The organism is Comamonas serinivorans (genome assembly GCF_002158865.1).
Classification (GTDB): Bacteria; Pseudomonadota; Gammaproteobacteria; order Burkholderiales; family Burkholderiaceae_C; genus Comamonas_E; species Comamonas_E serinivorans.
In genome coordinates this window covers 1,282,377-1,295,161 of the sequence record NZ_CP021455.1, presented here as the reverse complement: position 1 = coordinate 1,295,161, position 12,785 = coordinate 1,282,377, and the positions used below count along the sequence as shown (strand labels likewise).

The 12,785-nt window shown below is 67.1% G+C and carries 10 protein-coding genes; 7 read left to right on the top strand and 3 right to left on the bottom strand.

Features of this window, described 5'->3' with window-relative positions; genetic code table 11:
• Nucleotides 1-92: 92 nt before the first annotated feature.
• Both CCO03_RS05485 and aceA read right to left on the bottom strand, forming a co-directional pair.
• Nucleotides 93-1,724 carry a 3-(methylthio)propionyl-CoA ligase gene (locus tag CCO03_RS05485; RefSeq protein WP_087284232.1) on the bottom strand — a complete coding sequence of 544 codons (1,632 nt, stop codon included), beginning with the start codon at nucleotides 1,722-1,724 and terminating at the stop codon, nucleotides 93-95.
• Between the two features lie 271 nt (nucleotides 1,725-1,995).
• Nucleotides 1,996-3,327, bottom strand: a complete 1,332-nt coding sequence (gene aceA, locus CCO03_RS05480; RefSeq protein WP_087278288.1) for an isocitrate lyase — start codon at nucleotides 3,325-3,327, stop codon at nucleotides 1,996-1,998.
• A gap of 859 nt (nucleotides 3,328-4,186) precedes the next feature.
• Here aceA and CCO03_RS05475 point away from each other — a divergent pair.
• The 7 genes from CCO03_RS05475 (at nucleotide 4,187) to CCO03_RS05445 (ending at nucleotide 11,192) form a co-directional block, all read left to right on the top strand.
• Nucleotides 4,187-5,191, top strand: coding sequence for a Bug family tripartite tricarboxylate transporter substrate binding protein (locus tag CCO03_RS05475; RefSeq protein ID WP_087278285.1), 1,005 nt, complete (start codon nucleotides 4,187-4,189; stop codon nucleotides 5,189-5,191).
• A gap of 267 nt (nucleotides 5,192-5,458) precedes the next feature.
• Nucleotides 5,459-6,433, top strand: a complete 975-nt coding sequence (locus CCO03_RS05470) for a thymidylate synthase (protein ID WP_087278282.1) — start codon at nucleotides 5,459-5,461, stop codon at nucleotides 6,431-6,433.
• A gap of 180 nt (nucleotides 6,434-6,613) precedes the next feature.
• Nucleotides 6,614-7,600, top strand: coding sequence for a Bug family tripartite tricarboxylate transporter substrate binding protein (locus CCO03_RS05465; RefSeq protein WP_087284229.1), 987 nt, complete (start codon nucleotides 6,614-6,616; stop codon nucleotides 7,598-7,600).
• 237 nt (nucleotides 7,601-7,837) lie between these two features.
• Nucleotides 7,838-8,803 (top strand): 5'/3'-nucleotidase SurE, encoded by a 966-nt coding sequence (locus tag CCO03_RS05460; RefSeq protein WP_087278279.1) that lies wholly within the window; start codon nucleotides 7,838-7,840, stop codon nucleotides 8,801-8,803.
• Nucleotides 8,804-8,814: 11 nt separating this feature from the next.
• A complete protein-coding gene (locus CCO03_RS05455) occupies nucleotides 8,815-9,498 on the top strand; it encodes a hypothetical protein (protein ID WP_157667514.1) in 684 nt (227 codons plus the stop codon).
• A 174-nt stretch (nucleotides 9,499-9,672) separates the two neighbouring features.
• Nucleotides 9,673-10,206 (top strand): dihydrofolate reductase, encoded by a 534-nt coding sequence (locus CCO03_RS05450; RefSeq protein WP_087278272.1) that lies wholly within the window; start codon nucleotides 9,673-9,675, stop codon nucleotides 10,204-10,206.
• Nucleotides 10,207-10,760: 554 nt separating this feature from the next.
• A complete protein-coding gene (locus tag CCO03_RS05445; RefSeq protein WP_087284226.1) occupies nucleotides 10,761-11,192 on the top strand; it encodes an OsmC family protein in 432 nt (143 codons plus the stop codon).
• Nucleotides 11,193-11,436: 244 nt separating this feature from the next.
• On the opposite strand, the gene CCO03_RS05440 is transcribed toward CCO03_RS05445, so the two are convergent.
• On the bottom strand, nucleotides 11,437-12,546 hold the full coding sequence (locus tag CCO03_RS05440; RefSeq protein WP_087278270.1) for an NADPH:quinone oxidoreductase family protein: 1,110 nt from the start codon (nucleotides 12,544-12,546) through the stop codon (nucleotides 11,437-11,439).
• Between the last annotated feature and the right edge of the window lie 239 nt (nucleotides 12,547-12,785).

The window sequence follows — 12,785 nt, the reverse complement described above, 5'->3', positions numbered from 1 at the left end:
AAGCCCGCGGCGAGTTCGGGCCGTGCCGTCAGGCTCGCCATCAGGCCGTGCCGTCACGGCTCGCCGTCAGGCCTCGTTGCGAGGCCGCGCCCTCAGGCCAGCTCGGGCAACTTGTAGCCGGCCAGCTGCTTGCGCAGCTCGGTCTTGAGCATCTTGCCGGTGGCGCCCAGCGGGATGGCGTCGACGAACACCACGTCATCCGGGCATTGCCACTTGGCCAGCTTGCCCTCGTAGAAGGCCAGCAGCTCCTCGCGGCTGACCTGAGCGTCGGGCTTCTTCACCACCACCACGATGGGGCGCTCATCCCACTTGGGGTGCTTCACGCCGATGGCGGCGGCCATGGCCACGGCCGGGTGGCCCATGGCGATGTTCTCGATGTCGATGGTGGACAGCCACTCGCCGCCGGACTTCACCACGTCCTTGCTGCGGTCGGTGATGTGCATGTAGCCCTCAGCGTCGATGGTGGCGACGTCGCCCGTGGGGAACCAGCCATCGTCGACCAACGCCGACTCGCCCGCCTTGTAGTACTCGCGGATGATCCAGGGACCGCGCACGTGCAGGTCGCCAAAGGCCTTGCCATCCCAGGGCAAGGCCTTGCCGCCATCGCCCACGATGCGCATCTCGACGCCAAAGATGGCGCGACCCTGTGTGGTCTTGATCGCCAGCTGCTCGGCATCGCTCAGCGCGGCCTGGCGCCGGCCCAGCGAGGCGGCCGTGCCCAGCGGCGACATCTCGGTCATGCCCCAGGCGTGGCGCACCTCCACGCCGTAGTCCTTCTCGAAGGTCTGGATCATGGCGGCCGGCGCGGCCGCCCCGCCGATGACCGTGAGCTTGAGCGTGGAGAAGCGCTGCTTGTGCTTGGCCACGTGGCCCAGCAGCATCTGCCACACCGTGGGCACGCCCAGCGCAATGCTCACGCCCTCGGCTTCGATCAGGTTGAAGACCGATTCGCCGTCGAGCGCAGGCCCGGGCAACACCAGCTTGGCGCCGACCATGGCGGTGGAGTACGGGATGCCCCAGGCGTTGACGTGGAACATGGGCACCACGGGCAGCACGGCATCGCGCGAGCTCAGGTTCAGCCCGTCGGGCATGACCGAGGCGTAGGTGTGCAGCACCGTGGAGCGGTGCGAGTACAACGCGGCCTTGGGGTTGCCCGTGGTGCCGCTGGTGTAGCACATGCTGGAGGCGGCGTTTTCGTCGAGCTTGGGCCAGGCGTAGGTGGTCGCCTGCCCAGCGATCCAGGCCTCGTACGACACCAGACCGGGAATGCCGGTGTCGGCCGGCAGCTTGTCGGCCTCGCACAGCAGCACCCAGCGCTTGACCGTGGGGCACTTCTGCCAGACGGCCTGCACCAGCGGCAGGAACGAGGCCTCGAAGCACAGCACCTCGTCCTCGGCGTGGTTCATGATCCAGGCGATCTGCTCAGGGTGCAGGCGGGGGTTGATGGTGTGCAGCACCCGGCCCGAGCCACTGACGCCGAAGTACAGCTCGAGGTGGCGGTAGCCGTTCCAGGCCAGCGTGGCCACGCGTGAACCCTGGCCGATCCGCCAGCCGTCGAGGGCGTGGGCCACCTGCCGCGCGCGCGCCGCCACCTGGGCCCAGGTCGAGCGGTGGATGTCGCCCTCGACCCGGCGCGAAATCACCTCGGTGCCGCCGTGGTACTGGGCAGCGAACTCGATGAGGTCGGAAATCAACAGCGGCTTGTCCTGCATCAGGCCAGAAATCATCAGTATCTCCTTGTCTCCGTTGAATCTAGATCGGCAATACAACCATACTACAGCTTAAAAAGCACTTCGCCTGGCCCGGATTGCACCCGACATTGTGCCCAGGCCAGGCCATCAATCGCCATTCGCAGAAACCATCAGCCGCGTCAATCGCCTGCGCGTCCGGCGTACAGGCGCAAAAAGGCCTTGCGATGAACATCGCAAGGCCTTCTGCCACCGGGACACATCATCCCGGTGCTGTCTCCCCCTCAGGAAACGCGGTACGGATCGATCAGTGGAACTGTTCTTCTTCGGTCGAGCCGGTCAGGGCCTTCACGCTGGACGAACCACCCTGGATCACGGTGGTCACGTCGTCGAAGTAGCCTGCGCCCACTTCTTGCTGGTGCGACACGAAGGTGTAGCCCTTTTCGCGCGCGGCGAATTCGGGTTCCTGGATCATTTCCACGTAGTGCTTCATGCCTTCGCCGCGGGCGTATTCGTGGGCGAACTTGAAGGTGTTGTACCAGTTGCTGTGGATGCCGGCCAGCGTGATGAACTGGTACTTGTAGCCCAGGGCCGAGAGCTCGTCCTGGAACGACGCGATCTGGCTGTCCGACAGGTTCTTCTTCCAGTTGAACGACGGCGAGCAGTTGTAGCTCAGCAGCTTGCCCGGGCACTTGGCCAGCACGGCCTGGGCGAATTCGCGGGCAAAGCCGATGTCGGGCGTGCCGGTCTCGCACCACACCAGGTCGGCGTAGGGGGCGTAGGCGATGCCGCGGCTGATGGCTTGCTCCAGGCCGTTCTTCACGCGGTAGAAGCCTTCTTGCGTGCGCTCACCGGTCAGGAACGGCTTGTCGTTGTCGTCGTGGTCGCTGGTGATCAGGTTGGCGGCTTCGGCGTCGGTGCGGGCCAGCACGATGGTGGGCACGCCCATCACGTCGGCGGCAAAGCGCGCAGCGATCAGCTTTTCGCAGGCTTCACGCGTCGGCACCAGCACCTTGCCACCCATGTGGCCGCACTTCTTCACGGCAGCCAGCTGGTCTTCGAAGTGCACGCCGGCAGCGCCTGCGGCAATCATGTTCTTCATCAGCTCGAAAGCGTTCAGCACGCCGCCGAAACCGGCTTCAGCATCGGCCACGATGGGCAGGAAGTAATCCAGGTAGTCCTTGTCGCCAGGGCCCACGCCGCGGCCCCACTGGATTTCATCGGCACGCTTGAAGGTGTTGTTGATGCGGCGCACCATGGTGGGCACCGAGTCATAGGCGTACAGCGATTGGTCGGGGTACATCGTTTCGCTGGTGTTGCCGTCGGCGGCCACTTGCCAGCCCGACAGGTAGACCGCTTCCAGGCCAGCCTTGGCCTGTTGCATGGCCTGGCCGGCCGAGATGGCACCAAACGCGTTCACGTAGCCCTTCTTGGCCTCACCGTTCACCAGCGCCCACAGCTTTTCGGCACCGCGCTGCGCCAGCGTGTGCTCGATGTTCACGCTGCCACGCAGGCGAACCACGTCGGCGGCGCTGTAGCCGCGCTTGACGCCCTTCCAGCGGGCGTTGGTGGCCCAGTCCTTCTCCAGCGCGGCGATCTGCTGTTCGCGGCTCAATTGCTCTTTGACGTTCTGAGGCATGTGATTACTCCTGGTGGCCGCTAGGCCAATGACACAGTGGGTTGCAAACGGTCGACAGACCTTCGGAGAACGGTTGCTGCAATGCACAAACCGTGCCGAGGTGGGGCGCCGGAAACCGCCTGTTTGTGGTGCGGTTCCTGTCGCTGTCGGTGCCGTTAGTCTAACTCTTATATAAGACATAAAACCACTCTTATGTCTTATATAAGAATTTTTTTCCATCTTTCAAAACAACAACTTGAATTCAATATTTTGCAATGCGGAAGGAAAATTTGATCAATGAAAACTCAATGTCGCAGACACCCTGTCTACATTCCGCAATGTGAAACGAAACTCGATTCAATGAAATGCACGAGGGTGGCGCCCTCTCGCTGCGTTTTCTGCTGCCCCACACACCCGCAGGACGCCGCTCCCGCATCCCCTCTGTTCCTCCGAGCACCGGCGTCCGACTCCTCATCGCCCTGACGAGGCACGACCGCTCAGCATCTGACGGGTCAGTGCCGCTCGATTTGGCTTCCGATGCCGTTCAGGGTAGGTGCCCGCCATTCCGGGCGGCGATCTCTCGCCCCGACGACCGCCGCCGCCGCAAGCATCGGCCTCCATGATCCGCACCAGCAACGCCTGTCGCGTGACAGCCTGCACCACAGGCTGCACTGCAGAACAACACGCCGGTGGAGCGACCCCGGATTCGCCTCCCATCAGGCCCTGCTCCTTCGCGTGGTGCATGTGCACTCGACCCTTGGCACCAACCGCGTCTGCCCGCCCGCCGCAGTCGCTTGCGGGCGCACGATGTGACTTGCCACATTGCAGACCCCTGTTGGCGAGACAACAATGTCCGGAGTTCACCCAACCGGATTCCTGCATGTCCCTCACGCGCCGTCAAACGCTTCGATCCACCGCTCTGCTGGGCGCTGGCCTGGCCCCCAGCCTGCTGCCCGGCTTGCTGACCCCTGCCCACGCGCAATCTGGCGACTTTCCGAACCGCGCCGTGCGCTTCATCGTGCCGTTCCCGCCGGGCGGCCCGGTCGACACCACGGGCCGTGGCATGGCGGTGCCGCTGGGCGAGATGTGGAAGCAACCCACGGTGATCGACAACCGCGCCGGCGCCGGTGGCGTGGTCGGCGCCGAAATGGCCGCCAAGCAGCCGGCCGATGGCTACAACCTGTTCGTGGCGGCGATTCACCATGCGGTGATGCCCAGCCTGCGCTCCAAGCTGCCCTACGACATCGAGAACGACTTCGTGGCCGTCAGCTTCGCGGCCAGCTTCCCCGTGGTGCTGGTGGCCCACCCCTCGGTGCCGGCCAAGAACATCGCCGAGTTGATCGCCCTGGACAAGAAGTCGCCCGGCACGCTGACTTTCGGCTCCTCGGGCAACGGCGGCGGCACGCACCTCGCGGGCGAGCTGTTCAACATGCACGCGGGCACCAAGCTGCGCCACATCCCCTACAAGGGCAGCGCGCCGGCCATGAACGACGTGCTCGGCGGCCAGGTGCAGCTGATGTTCAGCGATGCGCCCACCGCCATCCCGCAGCTCAAGGGCAACCGCGTGCGGGCGCTGGGCGTGGCCAGCCTCACGCGCTCGGCGCTGTTTCCCGGCGTGCCCACGGTGGCCGAACAGGGCGTGGCCGGCTACGAGGCCTATTCGTGGGCGGCCCTGTTCGCCCCCAAGGGCACACCGCCCGACATCGTCAAGAAGATCAACGCCGACGTGAACAAGGCCCTGAACCAGCCCGCCATCAAGCAGCGCCTGTTCGAAGCCGGCGCCGAGGCCAAGCCCGGCACGTCGCAGCAGATGGCCACCTTCCTGCGCAGCGAAATGACCAAGTGGGCCCAGGTCGTCAAGGCTGCCAACATCCAGATGGATTGATGGCATGAAGGAGTATGAATCAATTGCCGTTTATTGGCGAACGGTAACAGCCTCATACTCCTCATCACACAGCCAACACCGCATTGCACCAGCCTTGCCGCCGCGCGCGGATGGAGGATGACCCCGCCGCACGGCCCGGCCGGTGGCGCACGACACCCGCATGGGCATGTGGCGGCCCCGCAGCCCGCCGCAGGCAACGCGGGCACAATCGGGCGCTTTTCCGTCCCCCTTTCTCGGTGGCCGCGTCTGGCGCCACCGCTCACGCGCATGAAGTCCTACCTCGACCTCGTTCAATCCGTCCTGACCGAAGGCAGCTGGCAGGACAACCGCACCGGCACGCGCACCATCAGCCTGCCGGGCGCCATGCTGCGCTTTGACCTGCAGCAGGGCTTCCCCGCCGTCACCACCAAGAAGCTGGCCTTCAAGACGGCTGTGGGCGAGCTGGTCGGCTTTCTGCGCGGCAGCCGCAGCGCGGCCGAGTTCCGCGAGCTGGGCTGCAAGGTGTGGGACCAGAACGCGAACGACAACGCCGCCTGGCTGGCCAACCCCTACCGCGAGGGGCCCGACGACCTCGGCCCTGTCTACGGCGCCCAGTGGCGCCACTGGCCCGCCTACAAGGTGCTGCCGGCCGAGAACACGGCGCAGATCGCCGATGCGCAGGGCCGCGGCTACCGCCAGGTGACCGAGTTCATCGATTGCAACCTGGGCCCGGCCGTGCTGCTGTACAAGGCCGTCGACCAGCTGCGCCAGTGCCTGGACACCATCGAGTCCAACCCCACCGACCGCCGCATCCTCTTCCACGGCTGGAACTGGGCGCAGATCGAGGAGATGGCGCTGCCCCCCTGCCACCTGCTCTACCAGTTCCACCCCAGCGTGGCGCGGCGCGAAATCTCGCTGTCGCTCTACATCCGCAGCAACGACCTGGGCCTGGGCACGCCCTTCAACCTGGCCGAGGGTGCCGCCCTGCTGCACCTGGTCGGCCGGCTGACGGGCTACACGCCCAAGTGGTTCACCTACTTCATCGGTGACGCCCACATCTACGAAAACCACGTGCCCATGCTGCAGGAGCAGCTCACGCGCGAGCCCCACCCGCTGCCGCAGCTGCTGCTGTCCGACCGCATCCCCGATCGTGCGCAGACCGGCCGCTACGAGCCCGAGTGGCTGGAGCAGGTCGAGCCCGGCGACTTCTCGCTCGTCGGCTACCAGCACCATGCCCCGCTGACCGCGCCCATGGCGGTCTGACGATCCGGCCTGCGGCACGCCGCGCGTGATGCCCGCGTTGCCCAGCTCGAGCACGAGGTGGTGCGACAGGCGACGCGCCATCCAGGCGATGCGCGCGTGCTGGGACAAGCCCCATTGCGGGTCGGTCGACCCGCCAGGAGGATGGCTGCCACCGTCCACTTCCTGGAGATCCGCATGACCATGACCTTCCCGCTGCTGACCCGCCGCCGACTGGCCCAGGGTACGGCCGCCTGCTTGGCCGCCTGCGCGCTGGGCGCCAGCGCCCAAGGCAGCTACCCCACCAAACCCGTGCGCATCGTCGTCGGCTTCTCGGCCGGCGGCAGCACCGACGTGGTGGCGCGCATCATGGCCCGCGAGCTGACCGAAGCCCTGGGTCAGTCCTTCATCGTCGAGAACAAGCCCGGCGGCGGCAGCAACATCGCCACCGAGTACGTGGCCCAGGCGCCCGCCGACGGCTACACGCTGCTGTTCGTGGCCGTCACCAGCACCATCAACCAGACGCTCTACCCCAACATCAAGTTCGACCTGAACCGCGATTTCGACGCCATCGCGCTGGGCGCCAAGGTGCCCAACGTGCTGGTCGTGCACCCCAGCGTGCCGGCCAAGAACGTCAAGGAGCTGATCGCCTGGGCCAAGGCCAACAGCGACAAGGTCTCATACGCCTCCTCGGGCAGCGGCACCTCCATCCACATGGCCGGCGAGCTGTTCAAGGTGCGCACGGGCTTGACGACCCAGCACGTGCCCTACAAGGGCAGCGCACCGGCCCTGGCCGACCTCATGGGCGGCCAGGTGCAGTTCAGCTTCGACAACATGCCCGCCGCGTGGCCGCAAGTACAGGCCGGCAAACTGCGTGCGCTGGCCGTCACCACCAAAAAGCGCTCGCCCACCGCGCCCGACCTGCCCACCATGGAGGAAAGCGGCGTGGCGCCGTTTGACGTCACCTCGTGGTTCGGCATGGTGGCCCCCAAAGGCACGCCCAAAGAGGTGATCGACAAGGTCAACAAGGCCATGAACGCCGCCTTCGACAAGCCCGAGGTCAAGGCTTCGTACGCCAAGCTGGGCGCCGTGGCCGAGCCCACCACACCGGCCCAGTTCAGCCAGTTCATCCGCAGCGAGGTGAACAACTGGGCACCCGTGGTCAAGGCGTCGGGCGCCAAGGTCGACTGAGCCTCGCCGGCTCCCGACCGGGCTCTTGCGCAGCCGGGTTCCTGGACCTGGCGGCCGGGTCCCCCGGGGCATCGAGCCAGGCGCACATCGAGCCAGCTCACCCAACGTGCGCCGGGCCGGGGACGGCGTTGGTGACGATGCACCGGGCATGCGCGGCCATCCACACCGCCATCGGTCACGCCGCCGTCACGATCACGTCATACGCTTCGTCCCAGTCTGATTTGACTGGACATGACGATGACAACACCCCTTCTGCGAGGCCTCGCGCTGACCGCTGCGTTGGCGCTGACGACGACGCCCGCTTCCGCCCTCAACATCCTGCTCTCCAACGATGATGGCCTGACCAGCAACGTCAAGGCGCTCTACGACAGCCTGAAAGCCGCCGGCCACGACGTGCTGGTCTCCGTCCCCTGCAGCCCCCAAAGCGGACGCGGTGCCGGCATCGTGATGTACAGCAGCACCGTCATCCAAGCCGACAACGACTCCCAGATCACCAAGGAAAACGGTTGCCACAACGGGGCTGCACCGATTGGCGCACCCGCCGCAGGCGCCTTCACCAAGGACGGCTACACCAACGGCGACTGGTACTACACCCACGGCACCCCCGTGATGGCCACGCTGTATGGCCTGGACATCGTGGGCCAGTCGCGCTGGGGGAAGCTTCCCGATCTGGTGATCTCGGGCCCCAACGAGGGCCAGAACATCGGCAGCGTCATCATCGCGTCCGGCACCGTCAGCAACGCTCAAATTGCCCTGAGCCGCGGCGTCCCCTCGATTGCCCTGAGCGCAGACAGCAACACGGTCGACGACGCCGGGCTGGCCAATGCCAACTCCAAAGTGGTGGCCAACCTCAGCGTGCAGCTGCTGAACAAGCTCATCGCCCAACAAGGCCAGGGCGCCCTGCTGCCCGCAGGCATCGCCCTGAACGTGAATTTTCCCAAGGCCGTCACCGCCAGCACGCCTTTTGCGTTTTCACGCGTGGGCACCTACAACGGCTACGCGCTGACCATCCGCAACAACAACGGCACCTTCAGCATGAGTGCCAACGTCAACACCCAAACCCCCACCGCCGCACAGCGCGAGGACGAATCCGTCGTCGTCAGCAACAAGGTGGCCGTCACCGCGATGCAATTCGGCTACGAATCGCGGCCCGTTGCCCAGGAATGGCTGCGCCTTCGCCTCAAATCGGTCAACGGCCAATGAAAGCGCGCACCATGAACCCCGCTCTTCGGGTTGCCCGCAGGACCTGGCTGCCTGTGGCCACCAGCCTGGCGCTGGCCCTGACCGCGTGTGGCGGAGGCGGTGACGACGACACCGCACCACCCCCGTCTCCTCGGCCCACCGTGACCATCACGCCCACGGCCGGTGCTGGCGCATACCGCGTGGCCGTGGATCGTGGCGAGCGCGTGCAGGTCGGCACCTACCTGCAAGCCAGCGACGGCCAGGGCCTCGTGGTCCTCGTTGGCGAAGATGACAAAGCCCAGGCGGTGTATCGCCACTCAGCCGGCAACACCGCGGGCTGGCTGGCTGCCGGCCACTCGCCCACCGCGCCGATCACGTTCGCCAACCAAACGGCCTGGACGCCCGAAGCCACCTCGCTGAGCCAGCTTGCCGGGGTCTACCGCACCCTGCTGGCCAATCAGGACGAGGCCGTGCTGCGTCTCGATGCTTCGGGCACCCTGTCGGCCACGGGCGGTGATTGCCAGCTCAGCGGCCGGCTCAGCGCCAGCACCCTGCCTCAGGCCTTCGAGGCTGAGATTCGCACCCAGGGCTGCAGCGGCCTGCCGAGCCAATTCACCGGGGTGGCGCTGATCGATGCCGACTACGCCCCCGCCCAACTGCGGCTGATCAACACGGACGCCAACGCCGTGCTGGAGCTGTGGCTACAGGGCGAGTGACCGTCCCTCGCGGTGGCCGGCACGGCGTGCCAGCCACCGCTGCCGACAGCCACCGGGTGAGTGGCTTCATCCCCTCCCAGCGTCCTGACGGGCGCGCGGGCCAGCAACTTGTCCGAAAATCGAGGTTTTGAACGCGCTGTGCGCGGCTCTCCGGAGCGCCCACGGCCATTGCGCATGCCATCCCCCTCCCTTCCCCGCATCGGCCTCATCTACGCCCAGGCGCACGACCGCGTCATCGGCATGGCAGGCCAGATGCCCTGGCACCTGGCCGAAGACTTGGCGCACTTCAAGCGCACCACGCTGAACCACCCCGTGTTGATGGGCCGCAAGACCTGGGACTCGCTGCCCGAGCGCTTTCGCCCGCTGCCGGGCCGGCGCAACGTGGTCATCACCCGCCAGCCGGACTGGCAGGCGCCCGGCGCCGAAGTCGCCCATTCGCTGGAGCAGGCGCTGCAGCAGTGCGCCGACACGCCCCAGGTCTGGGTCATCGGCGGTGGCGAGCTGTACACGCTGGCCCTGCCGCTCGCCGACGAGGTGCAGGTCACCGAGATCGACCTGAACGTCGCCGGCGACACGCGCGCGCCGGACCTCAGCGCCTGGCGCACCCCCGCCGTGCACACCGAGACCGGCGACTGGCAAACCAGCCACAAGAGCCAGCCGCCCGCCCTGCGCCACCGCTTCGTGCGGCACGTTCGCAGCCCCGCCTGAGCCGTCGCGCCATCGTCTGCGGGTTGCGCGCCGCCCAGCATGCGGCCGGCGCTGGCGCGGGCTGACGAGGCCCGCATGCCGCGGGTCGGGCTCATCGTTGCCCTGGCGAATGCGGCTCGGCACCAGAACACCCTGGCACGAACCACGGGCACAGTTCAACGTGTCGGGTTCAAAGCGGTGCAAGCGCCATCGCGCAGCGGTTGAGCTGCTGCATCAGCGTACCGCTGGTGGTCATGCGACTTGGCCATGAGTATGATTCCTTTGTCGTTCAACATCAAACGTCAATACACCCATACTCCCGCCAGCCAACAAGCAGTCCGCCTCACGGTCTGCGCTCCCGCGGTCATGCCACAGCGCAGAAGGGCCACCATCTGCAGACGTGCTCGGTCCTGTGCCCGCCCCCTGCCTGTGCTGTGCCCGTGATCTCGTGGTGCCGCGCTGAGCCAGGTGCGTTCCGGTGGCGTGCCGGGCCGGCCATTGCGCATGCCCTCCTACACGCCCGCACCCACCGTTGTGGTGTCATGGCGGATTGCACCACCCTCAAGGAGATCCCCATGGGCAAACACGCCTCTGTGCACTGGACGGGCGCCGGCAAGGACGGCCGCGGCGAGATCAGCACCGAAACCGGGCAGCTCGACAAGGCGCCGTATGGCTTTGCCACGCGCTTTGGCGACGACAAGCTCGGCACCAACCCCGAGGAGCTGCTGGGCGCCGCGCACGCGGCTTGCCTGACCATGGCCTTTTCGTTCGCGGCCAAGGCGGCTGGCTTCGACACCGAGACCGTGGACACCCACGCCGACGTCCGCCTGGCCAAGGATGGCGACGGCTTCGTCATCGACCGCATCCAGCTCACGCTCAAGGCCAAGGTGCCCGGGCTGTCGGCCGAGCAGTTTCAGGCCCTGGCCAACGGCGCCAAGCAAAACTGCCCCTTGTCCAAGGCGCTGGCCAGCGTGCCCGAGATCACGCTGCAGGCCGAGCTGTTGTGAGCTGAAGCGGGCTTGGGCAACCAGCACCTGCTGCGCCCTGGCCAAGCGCTGTGTCACTGCTTGAGCAGTATCCGCAAAATCTCGTTTCCTCTGCATCGGCAGCATCCGGTACTCCGGCTGCCTGCGGCAGGTCACGCCTGCGGAGGCGCGCCGGGCGCCTGCATCAGTCAGCCGGCGTCCACTCAGCCATCCGGCATCCGCGCGGCGGCTGGCGCTCCGCGCACCATCGCGCCCCGCCCACGGCTCACACCAGGTCGATGATGACCTTGCCCACGGCCTGACGCGTCATGGTCGTGGCCACGCCCTCGCGCCACTGTGCGAACGGCACGTGCTGGGTCAAAGGCCGCGCCACCGCGCCCTGGCCCACGGCGGCAAACAGCCTGGCCATCAGCGCCTGCACGGTGGCCGCATGGCGGCGGCGCTCGTCGCTCAGCCCCCAGCCGATGTAGAGGCCGTAGTTGAAACCGATGACCGAGATGTTTTTGACCAGCAGCAGGTTGGTCGCCACCTGGGGAATGGTGCCGCTCGCGAAGCCGATGCTGAGCATGCGGCCCTCGGGCGCGGTGCAGCGCAGCGAGGCATCGAACAGGGCGCCGCCCACGGGGTCGAACACCACGTCCACCCCGCGTCCGCCGGTCAGCCGCTTGACCTCGCTGGACAGGGCCTCGGCCTCGCTGCCCAGCACGTGGTGGGCCCCGTTGGCCAGCGCAGCGGCGCGCTTTTCGGGCGTGCTCGCGGTGGCGATGACGGTGGCACCCATGAAGCGGCCGATCTGCACCGCGGCCATGCCCAGCGCCCCGCTGGCGCCGTGCACCAGCAGCACCTCGCCGGGCTGCAGCTTGGCGCGCCACTCGAACGCCGCCCAGGTCGTGCCATAGGTCAGCGGCAGGGCCGCCGCCAGGCCCAGCGGCAGCTCATCGGGCACGGGGTACACGGTTTCGGCTGTCACCACGGCCTCTTGCGCCAGGCCGCCCCAGTCCAGCGCGGCCGCCACACGCTGGCCCACCTGCAGGCCGGTCACGCCCTCGCCCACTTCGATGACCACGCCCGAGCCTTCGGTGGCCGGCGTGAAGGGCAGCGGCGGCTTGCGCTGGTACTTGCCCGAGACGAACAGCTTGAGCGCGAAGCCGATGCCCGCGTGGTGCATGGCCAGGCGCACCTGGCCGGGCTGCAGCGGCGGGCGGGCCAAGGTCTTGACCTGCAGGTCCTGCCAATCGCACCACTGCTCGCACAGCACGCCCTCGAAGGTGTGCGCATCGGCCGAAGTGGCCAGGCGGGCCGCAGGCGGCCAGGCCGTGGGCACGGCCACGGCGTCGGACACGGCGGGGAACAGCGGGGCTTGGGCAACAGTCATGGCGAAGGGATTCAGGAGAGGCGCCCGAGCAGGAGCCGCGGGCTGAGAAGGGTTGAACGAACTGAAGTATGCCGCCTTGGCCGATGCCGGACTGACGCCAAGGTGAAGATACTCGGGTCGCGTCAAGCCCGTGCACCGGCATCCGCCAACCGGCACCCACCGTGGACCCCGGCGTTTGTCAGCGTCTGGCGTGTGCATGCGTGGCGCATGGGGATGCCGAGCATGGAGGGACCTTGGGT